This window comes from Blastococcus sp. TF02A-30, assembly GCF_003319185.1.
In the GTDB taxonomy this organism is placed as follows: Bacteria; Actinomycetota; Actinomycetes; order Mycobacteriales; family Geodermatophilaceae; genus Blastococcus.
This window is the reverse complement of the sequence record NZ_QOHJ01000003.1, coordinates 225,286-249,586: the sequence shown is the minus strand read 5'-3', so window position 1 is coordinate 249,586 and position 24,301 is coordinate 225,286. Positions and strand designations below refer to the sequence as shown.

21 protein-coding genes are annotated in these 24,301 nt (G+C 72.6%); 15 read left to right on the top strand and 6 right to left on the bottom strand.

From position 1 onward, the window contains the following. Positions 1 to 171: 171 nt before the first annotated feature. The 11 genes from DQ241_RS08380 (at position 172) to DQ241_RS08330 (ending at position 13,220) form a co-directional block, all read left to right on the top strand. On the top strand, positions 172 to 1,809 hold the full coding sequence (locus DQ241_RS08380) for an ABC transporter substrate-binding protein (RefSeq protein ID WP_113829715.1): 1,638 nt from the start codon (positions 172 to 174) through the stop codon (positions 1,807 to 1,809). A gap of 137 nt (positions 1,810 to 1,946) precedes the next feature. After that, the gene (locus DQ241_RS08375) at positions 1,947 to 2,870 is read left to right on the top strand and encodes an ABC transporter permease (RefSeq protein WP_113829714.1); all 924 of its coding nucleotides are present in this window, start codon (positions 1,947 to 1,949) and stop codon (positions 2,868 to 2,870) included. After that, positions 2,863 to 3,777 (top strand): ABC transporter permease, encoded by a 915-nt coding sequence (locus DQ241_RS08370; RefSeq protein ID WP_113829713.1) that lies wholly within the window; start codon positions 2,863 to 2,865, stop codon positions 3,775 to 3,777. The genes DQ241_RS08375 and DQ241_RS08370 overlap by 8 nt, the downstream gene beginning before the upstream one ends. A 53-nt stretch (positions 3,778 to 3,830) precedes the next feature. Further along, positions 3,831 to 4,847, top strand: a complete 1,017-nt coding sequence (locus DQ241_RS08365) for an ABC transporter ATP-binding protein (protein ID WP_233492315.1) — start codon at positions 3,831 to 3,833, stop codon at positions 4,845 to 4,847. Further along, positions 4,819 to 5,850: an ABC transporter ATP-binding protein gene (locus tag DQ241_RS08360; protein ID WP_199584213.1), complete on the top strand. Its 1,032-nt coding sequence runs from the start codon at positions 4,819 to 4,821 to the stop codon at positions 5,848 to 5,850. Before DQ241_RS08365 ends, DQ241_RS08360 begins: the two co-directional genes overlap by 29 nt. Before the next feature lie 68 nt (positions 5,851 to 5,918). Continuing rightward, positions 5,919 to 6,902 (top strand): ABC transporter permease, encoded by a 984-nt coding sequence (locus DQ241_RS08355; RefSeq protein WP_113829711.1) that lies wholly within the window; start codon positions 5,919 to 5,921, stop codon positions 6,900 to 6,902. Positions 6,903 to 6,921: 19 nt separating this feature from the next. Further along, positions 6,922 to 7,884, top strand: a complete 963-nt coding sequence (locus tag DQ241_RS08350; RefSeq protein WP_113829710.1) for an ABC transporter permease — start codon at positions 6,922 to 6,924, stop codon at positions 7,882 to 7,884. Next, entirely contained in the window at positions 7,881 to 9,986 is a 2,106-nt protein-coding gene (locus tag DQ241_RS08345; protein WP_113829709.1) for an ABC transporter ATP-binding protein, read from the top strand. The genes DQ241_RS08350 and DQ241_RS08345 overlap by 4 nt, the downstream gene beginning before the upstream one ends. Positions 9,987 to 10,124: 138 nt before the next feature. Further along, positions 10,125 to 11,828 (top strand): ABC transporter family substrate-binding protein, encoded by a 1,704-nt coding sequence (locus DQ241_RS08340; RefSeq protein WP_113829708.1) that lies wholly within the window; start codon positions 10,125 to 10,127, stop codon positions 11,826 to 11,828. Between the two features lie 86 nt (positions 11,829 to 11,914). After that, entirely contained in the window at positions 11,915 to 12,802 is an 888-nt protein-coding gene (gene mshB / locus DQ241_RS08335; protein WP_113829707.1) for an N-acetyl-1-D-myo-inositol-2-amino-2-deoxy-alpha-D-glucopyranoside deacetylase, read from the top strand. 10 nt (positions 12,803 to 12,812) lie between these two features. After that, positions 12,813 to 13,220 carry a hypothetical protein gene (locus tag DQ241_RS08330; RefSeq protein ID WP_113829706.1) on the top strand — a complete coding sequence of 136 codons (408 nt, stop codon included), beginning with the start codon at positions 12,813 to 12,815 and terminating at the stop codon, positions 13,218 to 13,220. On the opposite strand, the gene DQ241_RS08325 is transcribed toward DQ241_RS08330, so the two are convergent. Then, on the bottom strand, positions 13,171 to 13,911 hold the full coding sequence (locus DQ241_RS08325) for a GNAT family N-acetyltransferase (protein ID WP_233492314.1): 741 nt from the start codon (positions 13,909 to 13,911) through the stop codon (positions 13,171 to 13,173). The two genes, DQ241_RS08330 and DQ241_RS08325, sit on opposite strands and share 50 nt — an antisense overlap. 23 nt (positions 13,912 to 13,934) lie before the next feature. Continuing rightward, positions 13,935 to 16,772, bottom strand: coding sequence for an EAL domain-containing protein (locus tag DQ241_RS08320; protein WP_158545899.1), 2,838 nt, complete (start codon positions 16,770 to 16,772; stop codon positions 13,935 to 13,937). A 189-nt stretch (positions 16,773 to 16,961) separates the two neighbouring features. Between DQ241_RS08320 and fdxA the strand changes: the two genes are divergently transcribed. Both fdxA and dapC read left to right on the top strand, forming a co-directional pair. Beyond that, entirely contained in the window at positions 16,962 to 17,288 is a 327-nt protein-coding gene (gene fdxA, locus DQ241_RS20385) for a ferredoxin (RefSeq protein ID WP_091448234.1), read from the top strand. After that, positions 17,285 to 18,403, top strand: a complete 1,119-nt coding sequence (dapC, locus tag DQ241_RS08310) for a succinyldiaminopimelate transaminase (protein ID WP_199584274.1) — start codon at positions 17,285 to 17,287, stop codon at positions 18,401 to 18,403. Before fdxA ends, dapC begins: the two co-directional genes overlap by 4 nt. Before the next feature lie 4 nt (positions 18,404 to 18,407). On the opposite strand, the gene DQ241_RS08305 is transcribed toward dapC, so the two are convergent. The 4 genes from DQ241_RS08305 to dapD all read right to left on the bottom strand — a co-directional run bounded on the left by DQ241_RS08305 (position 18,408) and on the right by dapD (position 22,275). Continuing rightward, the gene (locus DQ241_RS08305; protein WP_113829702.1) at positions 18,408 to 18,920 is read right to left on the bottom strand and encodes a GGDEF domain-containing protein; all 513 of its coding nucleotides are present in this window, start codon (positions 18,918 to 18,920) and stop codon (positions 18,408 to 18,410) included. 77 nt (positions 18,921 to 18,997) lie between these two features. Next, entirely contained in the window at positions 18,998 to 20,578 is a 1,581-nt protein-coding gene (locus DQ241_RS21445) for a zinc-ribbon domain-containing protein (RefSeq protein ID WP_113829701.1), read from the bottom strand. 48 nt (positions 20,579 to 20,626) lie between these two features. Then, on the bottom strand, positions 20,627 to 21,229 hold the full coding sequence (locus DQ241_RS20845; protein WP_199584212.1) for a hypothetical protein: 603 nt from the start codon (positions 21,227 to 21,229) through the stop codon (positions 20,627 to 20,629). Between the two features lie 77 nt (positions 21,230 to 21,306). Continuing rightward, on the bottom strand, positions 21,307 to 22,275 hold the full coding sequence (gene dapD / locus DQ241_RS08290) for a 2,3,4,5-tetrahydropyridine-2,6-dicarboxylate N-succinyltransferase (RefSeq protein WP_113829700.1): 969 nt from the start codon (positions 22,273 to 22,275) through the stop codon (positions 21,307 to 21,309). A gap of 63 nt (positions 22,276 to 22,338) precedes the next feature. Here dapD and dapE point away from each other — a divergent pair, with 63 nt between their 5' ends. Together dapE and DQ241_RS08280 are read left to right on the top strand one after the other, a co-directional pair. Next, the gene (dapE, locus tag DQ241_RS08285; RefSeq protein WP_113829699.1) at positions 22,339 to 23,445 is read left to right on the top strand and encodes a succinyl-diaminopimelate desuccinylase; all 1,107 of its coding nucleotides are present in this window, start codon (positions 22,339 to 22,341) and stop codon (positions 23,443 to 23,445) included. A 12-nt stretch (positions 23,446 to 23,457) separates the two neighbouring features. Further along, positions 23,458 to 24,300 carry a TIGR00730 family Rossman fold protein gene (locus DQ241_RS08280; RefSeq protein WP_113829698.1) on the top strand — a complete coding sequence of 281 codons (843 nt, stop codon included), beginning with the start codon at positions 23,458 to 23,460 and terminating at the stop codon, positions 24,298 to 24,300. The last annotated feature ends 1 nt before the right edge of the window (position 24,301 follow it).

The following is a 24,301-nucleotide window of genomic DNA, read 5'->3' as shown; positions in this document are numbered from 1 at the left end:
CGAGCGTGGACGCTCCCTCCCGGGGGTGCCTAGGGTTCGCCCCGTCCGTTCGGGGAGGCGGCGCCTTCGGGTGCGCCTGCTCCTGACCAACCCAGCCGTCCGATCGCCCGCACGGGCGTGGACGGACCTGTCCGTTCCCCCCGCGGATGCGGGACGAGGGAGGCATTGCACGTGAAGTTGACCAAGCGAAGGGGTGCATTCGTCGCGACCGCGCTGTCGGCCGCGCTGGTGCTGTCCGCCTGCGGCGGCGGCGACGACGAAGGCGGCGACGGCGGCAGCGCCTCGGGCGGCGGCGAGTTCAGCATCTACATCGGCGACCCCGAGAACCCGCTCATCCCGGGCAACACGACCGAGACCGAGGGCGGTCAGGTCGTCGACACGCTGTGGACCGGTCTGGTCACCTACGACCACGAGACCAGCGAGGCCACCTTCGACGGTGTCGCCGAGTCGATCGAGTCCGACGACCAGACCACCTGGACCGTCACGCTCAAGGACGGCTGGACCTTCCACGACGGCACCCCGGTCAACGCCGAGTCCTTCGTGAACGCGTGGAACTGGAACGCCTACAGCCCGAACGCGGCCGGCAACTCCTACTTCTTCGCCAACATCGAGGGCTACGACGAGCTGCAGGCCGAGGAGGGCGGCACCCCCGCCGCCGACGCCATGTCGGGCCTGACCGTCGTCGACGACCTGACCTTCGAGGTCAAGCTGTCCGCGCCGTACGCCCAGTGGCCGACCACGGTGGGCTACACCGCCTTCTTCCCGCTCCCCGAGGCCTTCTTCGACGACCCGGAGGCGTTCGGCTCGCAGCCGATCGGCAACGGCCCGTTCCAGGCCGAGGAGCCCTTCATCGAGGGCCAGGGCATCACCCTGACCAAGTTCGAGGACTACGCCGGTGAGGACGAGGCCCAGGCCGACGCCGTCCGGTACGTCGTCTACACCGAGCTGAACACCGCCTACACCGACCTGCAGGGCGGCACGCTCGACATCGTCGACACCCTGCCGCCGGACGCCATCGCGTCCGCCGAGGGCGAGTTCGGCGACCGCTACATCGAGACGGCGCAGGGTGACATCACCTCCCTGGGCTTCCCGACCTACGACGAGCGGTTCGCCGACCCGAACGTCCGCAAGGCGTTCTCGATGGCGATCGACCGCCAGTCGATCTCCGACGCGATCTTCAACGGCACCCGCACCCCGGCGACGTCCTACGTCAGCCCGGTCGTCGACGGCTACCGCGACGACGCGTGCGAGGCCTGCGAGCTCGACGTGGACGAGGCCAACCGCCTCCTCGACGAGGCCGGCTTCGACCGCACCCAGCCGGTGGACCTGTGGTTCAACGCCGGTGGCGGCCACGAGGAGTGGATGCAGGCGGTCGGCAACCAGATCCGCACCAACCTGGGTGTCGAGTACCAGCTCCGCGGCGACCTGCAGTTCGCCGAGTACCTGCCGCTGCAGGACGCCCAGGGCATGACCGGCCCGTTCCGCTCCGGCTGGATCATGGACTACCCGGTCATGGAGAACTTCCTCGGCCCGCTGTACTCGACGGCGGCGCTGCCGCCGGCCGGGTCGAACGTGACGTTCTACAGCAACCCGGAGTTCGACGCCGCCCTGGAGGCCGGTAACTCGGCCGCGTCCATCGACGAGGCCATCACGGCCTACCAGGAGGCGGAGGACATCCTGCTGGAGGACTTCCCGGCTGCGCCGCTGTTCTACCGGCTCAACCAGGGTGCGCACTCCGAGCGCGTGAGCAACGTGATCATCAACGCGTTCGGTCGCATCGACGCGGCGGCCGTCACGGTCAACGACTGACCTCGGTCCCGCTGGAGCACGACCCCTGATTCGGAGGTGCGTCCGGTCCTGACGGGCCGGGCGCACCTCCGCGTCAGGGCGCCTAACCTTGGCCCGGCCCCTCGGGCCGTCCACCCCCCACATCCAGGAGGCAGTGCATGGGCCGGTTCGTCGCCCGGCGACTCCTGCTCACCATCCCGGTCCTGATCGGGGCCACGTTCCTGATCTTCGCGATGGTCTACGCCCTCCCGGGCGACCCCATCCGCGCGCTCGCCGGTGACCGGCCGCTCGCCCCGGCCGTGCAGGCACAGCTCGCGGACGAGTTCAACCTGAACGACCCGCTGTGGCTGCAGTACGTCAAGTACGTCGGCGACCTGGTCCAGGGCGACTTCGGCACCGACTTCTCCGGCCGCCCCGTCTCGGACACCATCGAGCAGCGGCTGCCCGTGACGGCGAAGCTGGCGCTCGCCGCGGTCATCTTCGAGGCCGTCATCGGCCTGATCGCCGGCATCCTGGCCGGTATCCGCCGCGGCTCGTGGTTCGACAACCTGGTGCTGGTCTCGACGACGCTGATCGTCTCGGTGCCGGTGTTCGTCCTCGGCTTCATCGCCCAGTACGTCCTCGGCCTGAAGTTCGGCTGGTTCCCGACGTCGGGCATCGGCGACGGCTGGTACAGCTACGTGCTGCCCGGTCTGGTCCTGGCCAGCCTGTCCCTGGCCTACGTCGCCCGGCTGACCCGGACGAGCCTGGCGGAGAACCTGCGCCAGGACTACGTGCGCACCGCGCGGGCGAAGGGGCTCAAGCCCTCGGTCGTCATCGGCAAGCACACCCTGCGCAACAGCCTGATCCCGGTCGTGACCTTCATCGGTGCCGACATCGGCGCGCTCATGGGCGGCGCCATCGTGACCGAGTCGATCTTCAACATCCCCGGCCTCGGCCGCGCCGTGTACGACGCGGTGCTGCGCCAGGAGGGGGCGGTGGTCGTCGGGATCGTGACGCTGTTCGTCTTCTTCTACATCTTCTTCAACCTGGTGGTGGACGTCCTGTACGCCCTGCTGGACCCGAGGATCCGCTATGACTGAGCCCCAGACCGAGCGCGTCACCTCGACGCTGGAGGCGGAGGTCGCGGGCTCCGCGCCGATCGCCGAGGCCAGTCTGTGGTCCGACGCCTGGAAGAGCCTGCGGAAGAACCCGTTCTTCATCGTCGGCTCGGTGCTGCTGCTGGTCTTCCTGGTGATGGCGCTGTTCCCGCAGCTGTTCACCAACGCCGACCCGCGCGCCTGCGACCTGTCGCGGTCGGCGGACGGCCCGAGCGGCAGCGCCTGGTTCGGCTACGACGTCCAGGGCTGCGACTACTACGCGAACGTGGTCTACGGCGCCAAGGTCTCGGTGACCATCGGCTTCCTGTCGATGCTCGGCACCCTGGTCATCGGCGTGGTCGTCGGCGCGATCGCCGGCTACTACGGCGGGTGGCTGGACAGCGTCCTGGCCCGCATCACCGACATCTTCTACGGCCTGCCGCTCATCCTCGGCGCCTTCATCCTGCTGTCGGTGCTGCCCGACCGCGGGGTGCCCGAGGTGTCGCTGGCCCTGATCGTGTTCGGCTGGATGACCGCGATGCGGCTGGTCCGCTCGACGGTGGTGTCGGTCAAGGACGCCGACTACGTGCAGGCCGCCCGTGCCCTGGGCGCGTCCACGCCGCGCATCCTGATCCGGCACATCCTGCCCAACGCCATCGCGCCGGTGCTCGTCTACTCGACGATCTACATCGGGACGCTGATCGCGGCCGAGGCGACGCTGACGTTCCTCGGCATCGGCCTGCAGCTGCCCGAGATCTCCTGGGGCCTGCAGATCAACTCGGCGCAGAACCGGTTGCGCGACGCGTCGCACCTGATCCTGTTCCCGAGCGCATTCCTGTCCCTGACGGTGCTGTCCTTCATCCTCATCGGCGACGCCCTGCGCGACGCCCTCGACCCGAAGCTGCGGTGATCACGACGTCGTCCGCAATCACGTCCACCCCGAGGCCGGCGTCGACCACGCCGGTGCTCGAGGTCGACGACCTCACGGTGGAGTTCCGGACCCCCAAGGGGGTCGTCAACGCCGTCAACGGCATCAGCTACTCGGTCAGCGAGGGCGAGACCGTCGCGATCCTGGGTGAGTCCGGGTCCGGCAAGTCGGTCAGCGTGCAGGCGGTCATGGGGATCCTCGACTCCCCTCCCGGCCACATCACCAACGGCCGGGTCCTCTTCCAGGGCCGGGACCTGCTCACGGCCACCCCCGAGGAGCAGCGCGCGGTCCGCGGCCCCGGGATCGCGATGATCTTCCAGGACGCGCTGTCGTCGCTGAACCCGGTGTTCACCGTCGGCCACCAGATCGGCGAGATGTTCCGGGCCCACCGCGGCGCCAGCCGCAAGGAGGCCAAGGAGGCCGCGGTCGAGCTGCTGGACCGGGTCCGCATCCCCGATGCGCGCCGGCGGGCGAACGCCTACCCGCACCAGTTCTCCGGCGGCATGCGCCAGCGCGTGATGATCGCGATGGCGCTGGCGCTGGACCCGAAGCTGCTCATCGCCGACGAGCCGACGACGGCCCTCGACGTGACCGTCCAGGCGCAGATCATGGACCTGCTCAAGGACCTGCAGCGCGACACCGGCATGGGCCTGCTGCTCATCACCCACGACCTGGGCGTGGTGAACGAGGTCGCCGACAAGGTGCTGGTCATGTACGCCGGCCGGGTCGTCGAGACCGGCACGGTCGACGAGGTCTTCTCCGACCCCAGCCACCCCTACACCGAGGGCCTCATGGCCTCGGTGCCCTCGGTCGAGGGCGTGAGCACCCGGCTGCGGCCCATCGTGGGCACGCCGCCGGACCTCTCGCGGATCCCGACCGGTTGCTCGTTCCACCCGCGCTGCCCGCGTCGCGTCCTCGAGGGCGCGCCCCCCGGCAAGGATTGCGACGACGACGTCCCGCTCCTCCTGCCGGTCGGCGCCCCCGGGCGCGCCAGCGCCTGCCACTACCGTGAGGAGGTCCTCCGTGCCCGCAGCACCGCAGCCGGCGTCTGAGGCCCCGCTGCTCCAGGTCAAGGGCCTGGTCAAGCACTTCCCGCTGACCTCCGGGCTGATCGCCCGGCGGGTCGTCGGCCACGTGCACGCCGTCGACGGCGTGGACCTGGTCCTGCACCCGAGGGAGACCCTCGGGCTGGTCGGCGAGTCCGGCTGCGGCAAGTCGACCGTGGCCAAGCTGCTCATGGGCCTGGAGAAGCCGACCGACGGGCAGATCCTGTTCCACGGCCAGGACGTCGCGAAGATGAACGGCCGGCAGCTCAAGGACTACCGCCGCCGCGTGCAGATCATCTTCCAGGACCCGTACTCGTCGCTGAACCCGCGGATGACCGTCGGCGACATCGTCGCCGAGGGGTGGGAGATCCACTCGGACATCGTGCCGAAGAAGGACCGCCGGTCCCGGGCCCGCGAGCTCCTGGAGCGGGTCGGCCTGAACCCCGACTACGTGAACCGCTACCCGCACCAGTTCTCCGGCGGTCAGCGCCAGCGCATCGGCATCGCCCGCGCGCTGGCCCTGCGGCCGGAGGTCATCGTCTGCGACGAGCCGGTGTCGGCGCTGGACGTGTCGGTGCAGGCGCAGGTGGTGAACCTGCTGGAGGACCTCCAGGACGAGTTCGGCCTGTCCTACGTCTTCATCGCCCACGACCTGTCCGTGGTCCGGCACATCTCCGACCGCATGGCGGTGATGTACCTGGGCAGCGTGGTCGAGACCGGGACCGACGCCGAGGTCTACGGCTCGCCGTCGCACCCGTACACGCAGGCCTTGCTGTCGTCGGTGCCGGTGCACGAGCCGAAGCTGCGGGGGCAGAAGGAGCGCATCCTGCTGCAGGGCGACGTGCCGAGCCCGGCCGACCCGCCCTCGGGCTGCCGGTTCCGGACGCGGTGCTGGAAGGCGCAGGACATCTGCGCCACCGAGGCGCCGGCGCTGGTCGACCGCGGCCAGGGGCACCCGTCGGCCTGCCACTTCGCCGAGGCCCGCGAGGTGGTCCCCACCGAGGTCTGACCCCTCGGTCCACGCAACCCCCGGGAGGCGCCCGTCCTCCTGGTCCCGATCGAAGAGCGGAGTGATCCGTGGGGCGGTTCCTGCTCCGGCGCCTGGCCAACTACCTGGTGCTGATCCTGGTGGCGACGACGCTGGCCTACTTCGTCGCCTCCGTGGCGCTCAACCCGCGCGTCCGCTACGAGGGGCGCAACCCGCCACCCCCGCCCGCCGTCGTCGAGCAGCAGCTGACCGAGTACGGGGTGAACGACAACGACCCGCTCCTCGGTCGCTACCTCGACTGGATGGGCGGCGTCCTCACCGGTGACTTCGGCAAGACCGTCACCGGTGGCGACATCAACGGTGAGCTCGGGTCGCGGGCGATGGTGAGCCTGCGGCTGCTGCTGGTCGGCTCGATCCTCGGCGCCATCTTCGGCATCCTGGTCGGGGTCTGGAGCGCGATCAGGCAGTACCGGTTCACCGACCGGTTCTTCACCGCCTTCTCCTTCTTCTTCATCGCCACCCCGGTGTTCTTCACCGCGGTGCTGCTGAAGTTCGGCGCGCTGGAGGTCAACGAGGCCGCGGGGACGACGCTGCTCTACTACACCGGCTACGAGACCCCGGGGCTGGACGCCGGCTTCTGGGGATCGGTCAAGGACCAGGTGGCGCACCTGATCCTGCCCTCGCTGTCGATCGCGCTGGGTCTGGTCGCGCTGTTCTCCCGCTACCAGCGCAACGCGATGCTCGACGTCATGGGCAGCGACTTCCTGCGGACGGCGCAGGCGAAGGGGCTGACCCGGCGCCGGGCGCTCTACAAGCACGGCCTGCGGACGGCGCTCATCCCGATGGCCACGCTGCTGGCCTTCTCCTTCGGGACGATGGCGGTCGGCGCCACCTTCACCGAGACCATCTTCGGCTGGCACGGGATGGGGGAGTGGCTGGTGGAGTCCATCCGCAACAACGACATCAACGTGACGGCGACGGTCTCGCTGTTCACCGCGGTGTTCATCCTGCTGTCGGCGTTCCTGTCCGACGTCGCCTACGCCCTGCTGGACCCGCGGGTCCGGGTCTCGTGATCGGCTGAGGGAACAGACCATGTCGCTGCCTGCAGATCCGCTCGTCATCGCCGACGACGTCGCGCTCTCCGACTCGCCCGGTCAGACACCGCCCGGTCCGGACGTCGTCGTCCGCGGCCGACGGCAGCTGGTGTTCCGCCGGCTGCGGCGCCGCAAGGGCGCCATGGCCGCGCTGGTGCTCATCGTGCTGCTGTGGGTGATCGCGTTCGTCGGCCCGCACATCTACGAGGCGATCACCGGCTGGACCTACGCCAACCAGGACTTCCGCGCCTTCCTCAAGCCGCCCTCGGCCGAGCACTGGTTCGGCACCACGCAGATCGGCAGCGACGTGTTCGCGCAGACGATGCGGGGGCTGCAGAAGTCGCTGCTCATCGGCCTGCTGGTCGCGTTGATCTCGACCGGGCTGGCGGCCATCGTCGGCGCCTTCGCCGGCTACCTCGGCGGCTGGACCGACAAGGTCCTGATGTGGATCGTCGACCTGCTGCTGGTCATCCCGTCGTTCCTCATCATCGCCATCCTGGGCCGCGAGTTCCGCGACGCCGGGTGGCTGGTGCTGGTCTTCCTCATCGCCGGGTTCGGGTGGATGATCACCGCCCGCATCATCCGCGGCATGACCCTGAGCCTGCGGGAGCGCGAGTTCGTGCTCGCCGCCCGCTACTCCGGCGTCGGCACCGTCGGCATCGTGTTCCGGCACCTCATCCCGAACATGTCCTCGCTGCTGATCATCGACGCGACCATCGCGGTGGCGACGGCGATCATCGCGGAGTCGGGACTGTCCTACTTCGGCTTCGGCGTCCAGCCGCCGGACATCTCCCTCGGCACCCTCATCGCCGAGGGCACCCGGTCGGCCTTCACGTTCCCGTGGCTGTTCATGTTCGCCGGTGGGCTGCTGGTGCTCACCACCCTCGCGGTCAGCGTGTTCGGCGACGGCCTGCGCGACGCGCTCGACCCGAACTCCCAGCGCGCCGGAGGAAGCAAGTGACGATCCAGGAGCAGTCCACCACCCAGCAGGCGGCCCTCGGCGCACCGCTCCTCGAGGTCCGAGACCTCACCGTCGAGTTCGCCGGCGAGGACGGGCCCGTCCCCGCGGTCCGCGGGCTGAGCTACACGCTCGAGCCGGGAGAGGTGCTCGGCATCGTCGGGGAGTCCGGTTCGGGCAAGTCGGTCTCGTCGCTGGCGGTCATGGGCCTGCTGCCCGGCAACGCCACCGTCCGCGGCAGCGCGAAGCTGCGCGGGGAGGAGCTGGTCGGCCGGTCCGACCGCGACCTGGCGCGGATCCGCGGGCGCAAGGTCGCGATGGTCTTCCAGGACCCGCTGTCGGCCCTGACGCCGGTCTACTCCATCGGCGACCAGATCGCCGAGACGATCCAGGTGCACCAGGGCCTGTCCAAGCAGGCGGCCACCGCGCGCGCGGTGGAGCTGCTGGACGCAGTCGGCATCCCGAACGCCGTGCAGCGGGCGAAGGCCTACCCGCACGAGTTCTCCGGCGGCATGCGGCAGCGGGTCATGATCGCCATGGCGATCGCCAACGACCCCGACGTCCTCATCGCCGACGAGCCGACGACGGCGCTGGACGTCACCATCCAGGCCCAGGTGCTCGAGCTGCTCGACACCGCGCGGCAGATGACCAACGCCGCGACGATCATGATCACGCACGACCTCGGCGTCGTGGCCGGCATCGCCGACCGCATCGTGGTCATGTACGCCGGCAAGGCGGTGGAGAGCGGCCCGGTCGGCCCGGTCTACGCCGACCCGCGGATGCCGTACACGATCGGCCTGCTGGGCTCGGTACCGCGGCTGGACCGCCCCGGCCAGTCGCTGACCCCGATCGAGGGCACCCCGCCGAACGTGGCCCACCTGCCGACCGGGTGCCCGTTCGTGACCCGCTGCCCGGTGCGCATCGGCATCTGCTCCGAGGTGGAGCCGGCGCTGGAGGAGACCGCCGGTGGCGGCCGCCGCGCGGCCTGCCACCGCAGCGAGGAGATCGAGCTGGGGCTGATCCACGGCGCGCCGGTCTTCCCGCCGCCGGCGATCGCCGAGGTGCGCGAGGAGGTACCGCGCGAGCAGCGCGACGCGGTCCTGGAGGTCGAGGGGCTGGCCAAGCGGTTCCCGATCACCAAGGGGGCGGTGCTGCGCCGCCGGATCGGCACGATCACCGCCGTCGACGGGATCAGCTTCGACATCCGGCAGGGCGAGGCGCTCGGCCTGGTCGGGGAGTCCGGCTGCGGCAAGACGACGACGATCATGCAGATCCTCGACCTCACCGCCCCCGAGGAGGGGACGGTGCGGGTGCTCGGCAAGGACGTCTCGGGCCTCAACGCCGGCGCCCGCAAGGAGCTCCGCCGCGACGTCCAGGTGGTCTTCCAGGACCCGATGGCCTCGCTGGACCCGCGGCTGCCGGTCGGCGACATCATCGACGAGCCGCTGCGGGTGTTCGGCATGCCGGCCGAGCAGCGGCGCGCGCGCGTGCGGGAGCTGCTGCAGCTGGTCGGGCTCAGCCCGGAGCACGCCAACCGCTACCCGGCGGACTTCTCCGGCGGCCAGCGCCAGCGCATCGGCATCGCCCGGGCGCTGGCCCTGGAGCCGAAGCTGCTGGTGCTCGACGAGCCGGTGTCGGCGCTGGACGTGTCCATCCAGGCGGGCGTGCTCAACCTGCTGGAGGACCTCAAGGTCCGCCTCGGGCTGTCCTACCTGTTCGTGGCGCACGACCTCTCGGTGGTGCGGCACATCGCCGACCGGGTGGCGGTCATGTACCTGGGCCGGCTGGTCGAGGTGGGCAGCTCCGACGACGTCTTCGAGCGGCCGACCCACCCGTACACGCAGGCGCTGCTCTCGGCCGTGCCGATCCCCGACCCGGTGGCCGAGCGGCAGCGGCGGCGGATCCTGGTCCGCGGTGACCTGCCCAGCCCGGCCAACCTGCCGTCGGGCTGCCGGTTCCGGTCGCGGTGCCCGCTGTACGCCGAGCTGCCCGCCGACCGGCAGCAGAAGTGCATCGACGTGGACCCCCCGCTGGCCGACCACGGCGGCGGCACCCAGGAGTCGGCCTGCCACTGGGCCCGCGAGGTCGTCGTCGTCCCCGAGTGACGCACCAGACTGATTAGTTCGACTCAGCACGGATCGTTATGGCGACGTGACCGCAACGACGCGGACGCGTGCCTACTCTCCCGTCGTCCCCGGCAATCGGCCGTTCGCTCCCCGTTCACCGGGGTGGGAGGCCTGACCATGGAGCGTTCCTTGAGACTTCGTTCGATCAGCGCGGCGGCGGCCGTGACCGCCGCCGCGCTCGTGCTGTCCGCCTGCGGCGGATCCGACTCCGACGGCGGCGGTAGCGGTGGCGGCGGCGAGGCTGCCTCGTCGACCGAGAACCAGATCAACCCGGTCGCCCGCGAGGACCTCGTCGAGGGCGGCGACCTGCGCTGGGCGCTGTCGGAGATCCCGCCCAACTTCAACTACCACCACCTCGACGGCACGCTCGACGACAACTGGGACGTCATGGAGGCGCTGATGCCGTCGGCGTTCATCGCCGAGGCCGACTCCAACCAGGTCGTCAACGAGGACTACTTCACCAGCATCGAGGTGACCTCGGAGGACCCGCAGGTCATCACGTACGACATCAACGAGGACGCCACCTGGTCCGACGGCACCCCGATCACCGCGCAGGACCTCATCGCGCAGTGGCAGGCGCTCAACGGCACCAACCCGGCCTACATCGTCTCCTCGACCACCGGCTACGAGGAGATCGCCTCCGTCGAGCAGGGTGACAGCGAGAAGCAGGCCGTCGTCACCTTCGCCAACCCCTACGCGGACTGGCAGGCGCTGTACGCCCCGCTGTACCCGGCGTCGACCAACAGCGACCCGAACGTCTTCAACACCGGCTGGCTGAACGGCCCGCTGGTGACCGCCGGTCCGTTCTCCTTCGGGAGCATCGACACGACGGCGCAGACGGTCACCATCGAGCGCAACGACGACTGGTGGGGCGACCCGGCGATCCTCGACCGGATCATCTACCGCGTCATCGACATCGACGCCCAGATCGACGCCCTGGCCAACGGGGAGGTCGACTTCATCGACGTCGGCCCGGACGTGAACGGCCTGCAGCGCGCCGAGGGCCTCGAGGGCGTCGACATCCGCCGCGCGGGTGGCCCGAACTTCCGGCACATCACCATCAACGGCACCTCGCCGGTGCTGTCGGACGTGAACGTCCGCCAGGCCCTGGCCAAGGCCATCGACCGTCAGGTCATCGCCGACGCCATGATCGGCCCGCTGGGTGGCGACACCGAGAAGCTCGACAACCACATCTTCATGCGGAACCAGGAGGGTTACCAGGACAACGCCGGTGACCTGTCCGAGCCCGACGTCGAGGCCGCCAACGCGCAGCTCGACGAGGCCGGCTGGACCCGTGAGGGCGACGGCACCCGCACCAAGGACGGCCAGGAGCTGGTCATCCGCTTCGTGATCCCCTCGGGCGTGGCCACCAGCGCCCAGGAGTCGCAGCTGGTGCAGAGCATGCTGGCCGAGGTCGGTGCCCGCGTCGACATCCAGACCGTGCCGAGCGACGACTTCTTCGAGCGGTACGTCAACACCGGTGACTTCGACTTCACCGTGTTCTCCTGGATCGGCACGCCGTTCCCGATCAGCTCGAGCTCCTCGATCTACGAGATGCCGCAGGGCGAGGACATCCAGCAGAACTACGCCCGCGTGGGTTCGCAGGAGATCGACGACCTGTTCGCTCAGGCGACGCAGGAGCTCGACGCCGAGGCGGCCCGCGAGATCGCCAACGAGATCGACGCGGCCATCTGGGAGGAGGTCCACTCGCTGACCCTCTACCAGCGGCCGGACATCATCGCGGCCAAGTCCACGCTGGCCAACACCGGCGCCCTGGGCTTCGCCTCGGAGCGCTACCAGGACATCGGCTTCACCGAGTGAGGCAGTAGTCCCCAGCACGGAGCGGGAGGTCGGCCCTCGGGCCGGCCTCCCGTTCCGCGTCCAGGGGCATCGGGCAGGATCGCGGTGTGGACCGCCGCCTGCTGCTCGTGCACGCCCACCCCGACGACGAGACCATCGGCAACGGCGCCACGATGGCGCGCTACGTGGCCGAGGGAGTCTCGGTCACCCTGCTCACCTGCACCCTGGGCGAGGAGGGCGAGATCCTCGTCCCGGAGCTGGCCCAGCTGGCCGCCGACCAGGCCGACCAGCTCGGCGGGTACCGGATCGGCGAGCTGCGCGACGCGATGGCCGCCCTCGGCGTGACCGACTTCCGCTTCCTCGGGGGCGCCGGCCGCTACCGCGACTCCGGGATGATGGGCACCCCGGCCAACGAGCACCCCCGGGCGTTCTGGAACGCCGACCTGGACGAGGCGGCGGCGCACGCGGTCGCGGTGGTCCGCGAGGTGCGCCCGCAGGTGCTCGTCACCTACGACGAGAACGGCGGCTACGGCCACCCCGACCACATCCAGGCGCACCGGGTGGCGATGCGCGCGGTCGAGCTGGCCGCCGACCCGGCCTGGCGGCCGGACCTGGGGACGGCGTGGCAGGTGGCGAAGGTCTACTGGAACGCCATGCCGCGCTCGGTGGTGCAGGAGGGCATCGACGCCATGGCGGCGCTGGGGGAGGCCTCGCCCTTCGACGGCCTCGGCGACCTGGACGAGGTGCCGTTCGCGGTGCCGGACGAGGTGGTCACCACCGCGGTGGACGGCCGCGCGCACGCCGGGAAGAAGGACGCGGCGATGCGCGCCCACCCGACGCAGATCCTCGTCGACGGTCCCTTCTTCGCGCTGTCGAACAACCTGGGCCAGGAGGTGCTCGGCACCGAGCACTACCGGCTGGTGCGCGGCGAGCGCGGCCCGGGGAGCGGCCCGCAGGGGTGGGAGGACGACCTCTTCGCCGGTCTCGACCGGTGAGCGCGCACCGGTGAGGTCCCTCGAGGTCGTGGGCTGGGGTGTGGCGGCCTTCGTCGTCTCCGCCTGGCTGGCGCTGGTCGAGGTCTTCTGGCTGCCCCTGCGCGTCGGCCCGGTGCCGCTGCCCCTGTCGGTCGTCGGGGCCGCCGTGGGCAACGTGCTGCTGGTGACGGCGGCCCACCGGCTGTCCGGGTCCCGGGTCGTCGGCGCGCTGCCGGCCGTCGTCTGGCTGGTCGTGGCGGTGGCCTCGATGGTGCGCCGGCCCGAGGGCGACATCGTGATGGCCGGTGGTGGCACCACCGGGACCGTGGGGCTGGCCTTCCTGCTGGTCGGCGTGGTGGCCGCCTCGGCCGCGGCGGGCCGGGTGCTGGCTACCCCGGTGCCGGGCCGAGCCGGTAGTGGTACCGGTGGTGCTCGGTGAACCCCAGGCGGCCGTAGAGCGCGAGCGCGGGGGCGTTGTCGTCGCTGACCTGCAGCAGGCAGGACCGGGCGCCGCGGTCGAGACCGGCGGCCGCCAGCGCGGCCATCGCGGCGCGGGCCAGGCCCGTGCGGCGGTGCCCCTCGGACACCGTCACGGCGGTGATGACCAGCCAGTCCTCGGCCACCACCCCGCGCGCGACGGCGGCGAGCGGTGCCGGGGCGGGTGCGAGCCGGACCGACGCGAACAGCGGGTCGGTCGCGTTGAGCAGGACCGCGCGGGCCGCGGCCGGCAGCGGTGCCCCGCGGTAGCGGTAGCCGGCCAGCCAGGCGTCGTCGGGCGCGGGGGCGAGCGCCACCGGGGCCTCCGGCGCGGGCCACCGTTCCAGCGGGGCGGTGAGGACGAGGACGTCCTCACCGCGCGTCCACCCGGCGGCGGCGAAGGCGGCGTCGGCCGGTGCGGCGAGCGGACCGGGCAGCTGGGCCCGGGGCCGCAGACCGCGGTCGGCGTACCAGCGCTGCACGGTGCCCACCGCGTCGGGCAGCGGCAGGGGCGGCGTCCCGAGCACGAGTGCGGAGTTCGCGCGGCCGCTGAACCCGCTCCCGGCGCGCAGCAGCCAGTCGCCGCAGCGCTCCTCCTCGAGCCCGCGCCAGGTGCGGGCGGCCAGCTCCTCGAGGGCGGCGACGTCGGGCACGGCGACCATCCTGCAGAACGGGGTCAGGAACGCTGGGCCGGCACCCGCTGCAGGGCCAGCCAGCCGGGCACCTGCGCGGCCGGCATGGGACGGGCGATGTGGTAGCCCTGGGCCAGGTCGCAGCCCCACGCGCGCAGCGCGTCGAGCGTCTCGGCGTCCTCCACCCCCTCGACGACCAGGCACATGCCCAGGTCGCGGGAGAGCTGCAGGGTGCTGCGCACGATCGCGGCGGCCCGCCGGTCGGTGGTGAGCGAGGTGACGAAGCTCCGGTCGAGCTTCAGCTCGTCGACCGGCAGCGCCCGCAGGTAGGTCAGGGACGAGTAGCCGGTGCCGTAGTCGTCGACGGAGAGCCGCACCCCGAGGGCGCGTAGCGCGGCCATCACCTGCTGGCTGCGCGCGGCGTCGGCCATGAGCACGTCCTCGGTGATCTCCAGGACGAGCGCGCCGGCCGGCACGCCGACGGCGTCCAGGAGCATGGCCACCTGCTCGGGCAGGCCGACGTCCTGGAGGTTGGAGACGGAGAGGTTGACCGCCACGGAGAGGTCGTGGCCGGCGTCCCGCCAGCCGCGCAGGTCGCGCAGCGAGCGCTCCAGCACGCGCAGCGCCAGCCGGCGCATGAGCCCGGCCTGCTCGGCCAGCGGCAGGAAGACGTCGGGGAAGAGCAGCCCGCGCTCCGGGTGGTTCCAGCGCACCAGCGCCTCGACGCCGGTCACCGTGCCGGTCCGCAGGTCGAGCTTGGGCTGGTAGTGGACGTCGAGCTGGTCGGTGTCCAGCGCTGTCCGCAGCTCCTCGAGGGTTTGCAGCCGGTCGCGCGAGTCGGGCGTGCCGTCCGGCGCCCACACCTCGAAGCCGTGCCGGCCGCGCTTGGCGCCGTACATGGCGGTGTCGGCGCGGGCGAGCAGCAGCGAGCGGTCGCGGCCGTGCTCGGGGCACAGCGCGATGCCGACGCTGGCGTCGACGTGCAGCGACATCCCGCCCAGGACGAAGGCCTCGCGCAGCGCCGCGCCGATGGCGGCCGCGACGGCCCGGGCCTGCTCGCGGTCGGCGCCGGGCAGCAGGACGGCGAACTCGTCCCCGCCCATGCGCGCCAACAGGTCGCCCGGTCGCAGCGCCTGCGCCAGGCGCGGGCCGACCAGGCACAGCAGGTCGTCGCCGACGCTGTGCCCGAAGCTGTCGTTGATCTCCTTGAAGCGGTCCAGGTCGATCATGAGGACCGCGCACGAGGGCTGGGCGGGGGCGTACACGGTGGCCTCGAGCTGCTCGATGAACCGGCGGCGGTTGGCCAGGCCGGTCAGGGGGTCGTGGTGCGCCTCGGTGGCCAGCTGCGCCAGGCGCAGCTGCTCGACGGCGCGCAGCTCGGCGTTCTGGATGACCAGTGACCCCTCGAGGGTCACCTGGCGCACCGACTCGCGCACCGAGGCGCTCCAGGTCATCCGGTCGCTCACCGAGCCGGTGACGATGAGCCCCAGGAGCCGGTCGCCGGACAGCAGCGGCACGCTGACGTAGGAGGAGAGGTCCAGCGCCGCGACCAGCCGCGGGTCCAGCAGCTGGCTCTGGCCCGCGTCCTCGACGAAGACGGGGAGCCGCTCCTCGGTGGTCAGCCGCCACAGGGCGACGTCGGCGGCGGGCTGACCCACCAGCTGGTTCTGGATCACCGCCTTGTGCGTGTCCGGCCAGTCGACGTGCCGCACCTCGCCGATGCGGTCGTCGTCGGCGATGAGGTAGGCGGCGCTGCGCTCGGTGCCCACCAGGCGCTGCACGGCGCGGGCGAGCACCTCGGCGGCCTCGGCCACGCCGGTCGCCTGCGCGCCGTCGACCAGCAGCTGGCGCACCACCCGGGCGGTGTCGAGCGACGTGGCGCGGGCCTGGCTGGTGCGGGCCTGCTCGATGACGCCGCCAAGGTGCGCCCCGGCGGCCGCGGCCAGCCGGCGCACGTCCTCGGAGAACGGCCGCACCTGGGTGCTGTCGAGGGTCAGGACCCCGGCCAGGTTGGGGGAGCGGCCCAGCGGGACGGCGAGGCCGGAGGCGATGTGGAACTGGTCCACCCACCAGCCCGACAGCAGCCCGGAGTCGCGGTCGGCGGCCAGCGGCTGGCCGGTGCGCAGCACGGTCTCGGCCAGCTGCAGCCCGACGGGGGCGTTGCGGAACCGCTCCCAGGTGGCGGGATCGCGGCGCCCGTCGGCGTAGCTCGCCATGCGGGGGACCAGCCGGCCGTCCTCGACCAGGAAGACGCAGACGCGTTCCACCTCGCCGAGCTCGGCCAGCTGGCGGCAGGCGGTGGCGAGGAGGTGGTCCATCGACTGCGCCTGGGCGGCGGACTCGATCAGCCCGAGCAGGACCGAGGCCTGGCGCAGCCGGCGCTTCTCCGAGCGCCGCTCCCACGCCTCGGCGGTGGCCACGGCGAGCTTGGGCGCGACCTGGCGCAGCAGGTGCGGTGCGGCGGCGGCGGAGGGCTCCACGGTCAGGACGCCGACGACCTCGCCGTCGACGAGCAGCGGCTCGGCGTGCGCCGACCGGATGCCCAGCTCGGCGAGCTCGCGGTCGGGCGCCCGGCGGCCGTCGGCCCGGGCGGTGACGGCCTGCCGCGACTCGACGGCGGCGGAGAGGAACGGCGAGCGGCGGACGGCGATGGGGGTGCGCAGCTGCGGGTGCTCGAACACCGGCTCACCGCTGTCGCGCACCGACTGGGTGAAGGGGACCAGGGTCTCGGTGGTCGCCTCGTGCACCCACACCGACACCCGGGTCGCACCGGCGGCGGCGCGCAGCCGGGCGAGCAGGTGCGCCACGGCAGCCTGGGCGTCGTAGGGCGACGCCGAGGGAGGCCGCGGCGTCCTGCCGCTGTGCGTCCACACCTCTGACACGGGTTCAGCATCGGCGCAACGGGCCGTTGCTTGAGCGGGGCCACCCGGCCTCCCCCCTCGGGGTGAGCCGGGCCGTCGCGGCACCCGTCGCGCCTGGCCAGGAGGGCAGGGGTGATACTGGGTGCGCACAACCGGACCCTGGCCTGGCCAGCTACCGCGCTCTCGCACCGTCCCCGGGAGGGAACCACCGTGACCTACGTGATCACACAGGCCTGCGTCGACGTCCTCGACAAGGCGTGCATCGACGAGTGCCCGGTGGACTGCATCTACGAGGGCGACCGGATGCTGTACATCCACCCCGACGAGTGCGTGGACTGCGGCGCCTGCGAGCCGGTGTGCCCGGTGGAGGCCATCTACTACGAGGACGACGTCCCGGACAAGTGGAAGGACTTCTACAACGCCAACGTGGAGTTCTTCTCCGACCTGGGCAGCCCCGGTGGCGCGGCCAAGACCGGCAAGGTCGGCAAGGACCACCCGCTGGTGGCCGCCCTGCCGCCGCAGGGCGAAGGTCACTGACCGCTCCGGTCCCCGGCGCGCCGCGCGCGCTGCCGGACTTCCCCTGGGACTCCCTCGCCGGTGCCCGCGCCCGGGCGGGGCAGCACCCGGGCGGGGTCGTCGACCTGTCGATCGGCACGCCGGTCGACGACACCCCGGCCCTCCTCGGCGAGGCGCTGGCCGGGGCCGGTAACGCCCCCGGCTACCCGACCGCCCTCGGCACACCGGCGCTGCGCACCGCCGCCGCCGGCTGGCTGCGGCGCCGGCTGGGGGTCGAGGTCGCCGACCCGCTGGGCGCCGACCCGTCGGTGCTCCCTACGGTCGGCTCCAAGGAGCTGGTGGCGCTGCTGCCCACGCTGCTCGGTCTCTCCGGCGGCGGCACCGTCCTCATCCCCGAGGTCGCCTACCCCACCTACGAGGTCGGCGCGGTCCTGGCCGGGCTCGCGGTGCGGCGCACCGACGTCCCGCCGGCCGACGCCGCCGGGGTGGTGCTGGTCTGGCTGAACTCCCCGGGGAACCCGCACGGGCGGGTGCTGACCGACGACCAGCTGCGGCAGTGGGTGGCGTGGGGGCGGGCGCACGGCGTCCCCGTGGTCGCCGACGAGTGCTACGTGACGCTCGGCTGGGACGTGCAGCCGCGCTCGGTCCTGCACCCGGACATCGCCGGACCGGACCACACCGGCCTGCTGGCGGTGCACTCGCTGTCCAAGCAGTCCACCGCCGCCGGATACCGCGCCGGCCTGCTCTCCGGTGACCCCGCGCTGGTGCGCCGGGTCTGGGAGGTGCGCCGGCACCTCGGCCTGCTCGTGCCCACGCCGGTGCAGGCGGCGATGACGGCCGCGCTGGCCGACGACGCGCACGTCGACGCCCAGCGCGAGCGCTACCGCGGCCGGCGCGACCGGCTGGCCGCGGCGGTGCGCGGCACCGGCGCGCGGATCGACCACTCCGAGGCGGGGCTCTACCTGTGGGTGACCCGCGACGAGGACTGCTGGGCGACCGTCGACTGGCTGGCCGGGCTGGGCATCGTCGCCGCGCCGGGCGCCTTCTACGGCCCGGCCGGCGGCCGGCACGTGCGCCTGGCGCTCACCGCGACCGACGAGCGGATCGACGCCGCGGTGGAGCGCCTCGGGGGCTGATCCGTCAGACGGGCTCGCGGTAGCGGATGACGGTGGTCGGGCCGACGCGGCGCGCGGCGGTCAGGCTGAGCGTGGCCCGGCGGAAGACCTCGCGGGCCGGCAGCTCGGGCGACAGCGGCGCGATCCCGGCGGCGGCCGACAGGCCCGGCACGCCCAGGGCGACGACGGCGTCGACCAGGCGGGCGCCGGCGGTCTCCGCGGCGAGGACGGGGCCCTCGAGGACCAGGGCGAACTCCGCGGCGCCGGGGGAGCCCAGCCAGTCGTCCCCGCGCACGGAGCGGGCGAACAGCGAGGTCACCCGCGCCATGGTCGTGGCGGGGGTGGGCCAGCCGTCGTCGCGGCGCAGCAGACCGATGATCAGCAGGGTGGCCGGCGCCTCGCCCGCGGTCGGGAGGCGCTCGGCCAGCCGCTCGAGCAGCGCCTCGCGGGTCGGCAGCAGGGCGGTGACATCGGCGACCGCGGCGTCGTCGGTGCGCGCGGCCGGGGCCGCGGGGAGAGGAGGGTGCGCGATCGTCATGCCGGCCTGATCGACGCCCGCGGCGCGCGGCTTGACCGGGTTCCCCCGCGCGGGGGACCTCGTCAGCGGCGGTCGTGTCAGACGGGCAGAGATGGCCGAGTGCTCCGACTGGCGCTGCAGGTGCGGCATCCTGAACGGGGCCGTCGATGCAGGGCGTGCGGTGTCGTGACCCATGGACGCCCGCGGTGGGGGCACCGCCACCGGCACCTGTCGGTGCTGCTGGGTTTCAACTCGGACAGAGTCCGTCCGGGTCGGGTCTCGTCGCACACGAAGAACTGGACGAGCTCCGGATGCTTGTCCGCGAAGCTCGCGCCGGGCAAGGCGAGCGCGCCTCGGGAGGCGCCGCGCTCGTACGAGCACGGCGGACATCCGGTTCCGGCGACCGTCCGGTTGGCAACCCGCGCCTCCCACGTGTGCAAGCAGTCGGGGCAGCGCCAGACCGCTCGCTCGTCTCCGGACGGAGCCAGATCGGCCGCGGTCAGCTCTGGTCGTCCGGCGACCTCGACGAGCTGGGCGGCGATGGCCGGGAACACCGACAGCAGACTCCGTTCCCGTACCCCCGACCCGAGCCGCCTCCACCTCCTGTCGGCCCGAGTGAGGGCCTCCTCCCGGTCGGACGGTGCCGGGGGAGTGGACGATGGCACCACGCAGAAGGTCTCCAGCGCTCGGATCACGGCCGCAGCCCACAACCAGGGATCTCGCTCGGAGTCGCTCGTCAGCACCACCTGTTGCTCCGGCCGAGCCCCGACGCCGGGTAGCCGACCGAGGCGCCTGGGGCGGATCCGGACATAGCGTTCTCCGGCAAGTCGCTCCAGCTTGCGGAGGTCACGAGCTCTCGCGGACGGCGTGCGGTGCCATCTGCTCGGATCGAGGTCGACGAGACAGCCGGCATCCACGACCAGGAGATCCACGTGCTCCACTGAGGCCCGGTCAGCCCGCGGCCTGCGGACACCTACCTCCACCCGGAAGCCCGTCGCCAGCTGGACCAGCTCGGCTACCTGGTGCTCCAGCCGGCTGCTCCATACCCCCGCGAGGCAGGCCGGGCACTGGGTGCGGTATCGGGCCCGTTGCCTCGCTGCGGTCTCCCACTCGTGACCGCGCCCGCAGCGCCACACGATCCGGTCGTTCGATCCGCTGGGCGTGGTCAGGGCATCTCGATCCGGACGACTCACATTCCGGACGAACTCCCGCGCGAGCTGTGGCTCCGCATGGGCGAGTGGCGCGGATGCCACTGGTCGGCTCCGAGCTCTCGCCGGCGCGCCGCGCGCGGCGCAAGCAGGGCAGCCGGACCCACGTGTCGTTCGGTTGGCGACCGACGTGGTCCATTCCTCGCCGCATCGGTCACACCGCCACCGGCAACGGGCTCCGCTGCCGGCAAGGAGGTCCTGTGCCTCGTAGTGCGGGGGTGCGCCGTCGATGACGCACAGGAACTCACGGGCGATCCGCGGATGCCGAACCGCCAGTCCGATCGACCGCGCGCGAAGGGCCCGGGTGTCGAGCTGCCATCGCCGCGCCAACAGGCGCACCGCATCGGCGCTTCGTCCGAAGTGGGCTCCGACCTCAGCAGGCGTCAGGCCGCTCGCGAGGAGTCGGGTCAGAGCGACCTTGTCGACGTCACGCCAGCGGCTCGGCCACTTCTCGGCGGCGACGGCGGGCATGATCCGATCCTGGCGTGGACGTATGACACGTCCCGTCCCTGGACGTCCTCATTCGCACGTCAGTGTTCCGGCATCGAGCGCCGCGGTGAGTTCTTCGGCCATCCCCGACCACTTGGCGTATGCGAGCGGGAAGGCGCTGCGTTGTACGGCGTCAGCGACCAGCGTCAGCTCCCCCGTCTCCCATCCCGGCACCTGCACGAGGCGGTCGTAGAAGATGCCGGCCGCGTAGACCGGGTCCTGCACCTGCGCCGGGCTGCCCCATCCCTGGGAGGGTCGCTGCTGGAACAGGCCCAGGGAGTCGCGGTCGCCGTAGTCGAGGTTGCGCAGCCCGGACTCCTGCTGCGCCGTGGCCAGCGCGATCACGATGGCGCGGTCGGGCAGCCCGCGGTCGCGGCCGACGCGGGCGATCGTGGTCGCGTTCGTGGCCTGCTCGGCGGTGAGGGCGACCGTGCCGCCCTCGACTGCGCAGCTGGTCCCGGCGGGGACCTCGCCGTCCGCACGGGCCCAGGCCACGCCCACGAGCACGACCAGGGCGACCACCACCAGGGGCCACCAGTTGTCGCGGCGGCCCGCTCGCTTCCGCTTGACCGGCCGGCGCGCGGGCCGGCGGCGGGCGGGCGCGGCGGCCCGCACCGCGGTGGTCGTCGACATCGCGACCGACTGTAGTTAAAGGACCCCCCTTCCCCCCGCAACTCGCAGGCTCGCCGCGGGCCCCTGAAGGGTGGCCGTCAGTTCTTGTGCAGCTCCGCGTTCAGCGTGCCCCACGTGCCCTCGCGGACGACGACCTCCAGCGCGCCGCTCACGCTGTTGCGGCGGAACAGCAGCCCGCTGCGGCCGGAGAGCTCGCGGGCCTTGACCACCGAGCCGTCGGGCAGGGTGACCCGGGAGCCGCCGGTGACGTAGCAACCGGCCTCCACGACGCAGTTGTCGCCGAGGGAGATGCCGATGCCGGCGTTGGCGCCCAGCAGGCAGCCGCTGCCGATGGAGATGACCTCCTTGCCGCCGCCGGAGAGCGTGCCCATGATCGACGCGCCGCCGCCGATGTCGCTCTCGGGTCCCACGACCACGCCGGCGCTGATCCGGCCCTCCACCATCGAGGGGCCCAGCGTGCCGGCGTTGTAGTTGACGAAGCCCTCGTGCATGACCGTCGTCCCCTCGGCCAGGTGCGCGCCCAGGCGGACCCGGTCGGCGTCGGCGATGCGGACGCCGGAGGGGATGACGTAGTCGACCATCCGCGGGAACTTGTCGACGCCGAACACGGTCACGTGCCCGACGGCGGCGCGCAGCCGGTGCGCGTTGAACGACGCGGCCTCGACCGGGCCGGCGCTGGTCCACGCGACGTTGGTGAGCAGGCCGAAGATGCCGGTCAGGTCGGCCTCGTGCGGCTTCACCAGCCGGTGCGAGAGCAGGTGCAGCCGCAGCCACACGTCGTAGGTGTCCACCGGGGCCTGCGACAGGTCGGGGATGACGGTGCGGACGGCGATGACCTCCACCCCGCGCGCCTCGTCGGTGCGCACCAGGCCGCCGTAGTCGGGGCCGAGCTCGCCCGAGAGCTCCAGCGCGCCCAGCCGGGTGGTACCGGCCTTTGCGCCCTCCGGGGCACCGAGCCGCGGCTCGGGGTACCAGGTGTCCAGCACCGTGCCCGTCGGGGTCACGGTGGCCAGGCCGGCGGCTACGGCGGATCGGGGCGCAGTCACGACGACGACGCTACCGAGCGCCGCTCCACGGCCGCGCGGCAGCGCCCCTTAGGCTCGGTGACCGTGAGCGACCCCACCCCGCTGGACCTCTCCGCCGACGTGCTCACCCTGACCCGCGCGCTGGTCGACACGCCGTCGGTCTCCGGCTCGGAGGGGCCGCTGGCCGACGCCGTCGAGGCCGCGCTGCGCGCGCTGGGCGGGCTGGAGGTCGAGCGGATCGGCGACGCCGTGCTCGCCCGCACCAACCTGGGCCGGCCGACCCGCGTCGTGCTGGCCGGTCACCTCGACACCGTGCCGATCGCCGGCAACGTGCCCAGCCGCCTCGACGGCGACCGGCTGCACGGCTGCGGCACCAGCGACATGAAGTCCGGCGACGCGGTCATGCTGCGGCTGGCCGGGCGCTTCGGCGTCCCCGGGGCCGGCCCGGCCCACGACCTCACGTTCGTCTTCTACGACAACGAGGAGGTCGAGTCGGTGAAGAACGGTCTCGGCCGGGTCGCCCGCGAGCGGCGGGGCTGGCTCTACGGCGACCTCGCCATCCTCATGGAGCCCACGGACGGCGAGATCGAGGCCGGCTGCCAGGGCACGCTGCGCGCGGTGCTGCGGACGACGGGCAAGCGGGCCCACAGCGCACGCAGCTGGCTGGGGGAGAACGCGATCCACGCCCTGACCGGTGCGGTCACCGCGCTGGCCGCGTACCGGCCGCGGGAGGTGGAGATCGACGGCTGCCTCTACCGGGAGGGGCTCAACGCCGTCGGCATCGCGGGCGGGGTCGCGGGCAACGTGATCCCGGACGAGGCGTCGCTGACGGTGAACTTCCGCTACGCGCCCGACCGCGACGAGGACGCCGCCGAGGCGCACGTCCGCGAGGTGTTCGCCGACGCTCTCGCCGCCGGCGCCACGCTGGAGTTCGTGGACAACGCCGGGGGAGCGCTGCCCGGGCTGTCCGAGCCGGCCGCCGCGGCGTTCGTCGCAGCCGTCGGGCGCCCGGCGCGGGCCAAGCTCGGCTGGACCGACGTCGCCCGCTTCGCCGCCTTCGGCATCCCGGCGGTCAACTACGGCCCCGGCGACCCGCAGCTGGCGCACACCCGCGAGGAGCACGTGCTCGTCGACCGGCTGCAGCCGGTCGAGGACGCCCTGACCGCCTACCTGTCGACGCCGCCGGCCTGAGGAGCAGCGCAGATGACCGTCCCGCCCCCGCCCCCGGCGCAGCCGAACGACGGCCGCCGGAACCGCCCGACCCGGCACCGCGGTCCGATCATGCTGCGCGGCGGTGAGCCGGACCCCCGGCTGCGGGGCACGACCACCGACCAGCGGCTGCTCGACCGGCGCGGACCGACCGACTGGGTGCACACCGACCCGTGGCGGGTGCTGCGCATCCAGAGCGAGTTCGTCGAGGGCTTCGGGCTGCTGGCGGAGCTGCCCCGGGCGGTCAGCGTGTTCGGCAGCGCCCGCACGCCCCGCGACCACCCGCACTACGGCGCCGGTGTGGCCATCGGGGCGGCGCTGGCGCAGGCCGGCTACGCGGTGATCACCGGTGGCGGCCCGGGGGCGATGGAGGCGGCCAACCGCGGCGCCTCCGAGGCCGGTGGGCTGTCGGTCGGGCTGGGCATCGAGCTGCCGTTCGAGCAGGAGCTCAACGAGTGGGTCGACGTCGGCATCACGTTCCGCTACTTCTTCGTCCGCAAGACGATGTTCGTGAAGTACGCCCAGGCCTTCGTGATCCTACCGGGCGGCTTCGGCACCCTCGACGAGCTGTTCGAGGCGCTGACGCTCGTGCAGACCGGCAAGGTCACCCGCTTCCCGGTGATCCTGTTCGGCCGCGACTACTGGGGCGGGCTGCTGGACTGGATCCGCTCCACGATGGCCGCGACCGGGACGATCAACCCGGCCGACCTCGACCTGCTCACCGTCACCGACGACGTCGCCGAGGTGGTGGCCACCGTCCAGGCCACGGAGGCCGCCCGGGCGCAGGGCGACGGCGGGGGCGGCATGCGGGCACCGCTCGGCCCGTCCGACGCCTGAC

Excerpts from the sequence above, each read along its gene's own strand:
- DQ241_RS08375 (WP_113829714.1), top strand. The coding sequence starts at position 1,947 with ATGGGCCGGTTCGTCGCCCGGCGACTCCTGCTCACCATCCCGGTCCTG.
- DQ241_RS08370 (WP_113829713.1), top strand. The coding sequence starts at position 2,863 with ATGACTGAGCCCCAGACCGAGCGCGTCACCTCGACGCTGGAGGCGGAG.
- DQ241_RS08350 (WP_113829710.1), top strand. The coding sequence starts at position 6,922 with ATGTCGCTGCCTGCAGATCCGCTCGTCATCGCCGACGACGTCGCGCTC.
- DQ241_RS08340 (WP_113829708.1), top strand. The coding sequence starts at position 10,125 with ATGGAGCGTTCCTTGAGACTTCGTTCGATCAGCGCGGCGGCGGCCGTG.
- DQ241_RS08305 (WP_113829702.1), bottom strand. The coding sequence starts at position 18,920 with ATGACGATCGCGCACCCTCCTCTCCCCGCGGCCCCGGCCGCGCGCACC.
- DQ241_RS21445 (WP_113829701.1), bottom strand. The coding sequence starts at position 20,578 with ATGCCCGCCGTCGCCGCCGAGAAGTGGCCGAGCCGCTGGCGTGACGTC.
- DQ241_RS20845 (WP_199584212.1), bottom strand. The coding sequence starts at position 21,229 with ATGTCGACGACCACCGCGGTGCGGGCCGCCGCGCCCGCCCGCCGCCGG.
- DQ241_RS08280 (WP_113829698.1), top strand. The coding sequence starts at position 23,458 with ATGACCGTCCCGCCCCCGCCCCCGGCGCAGCCGAACGACGGCCGCCGG.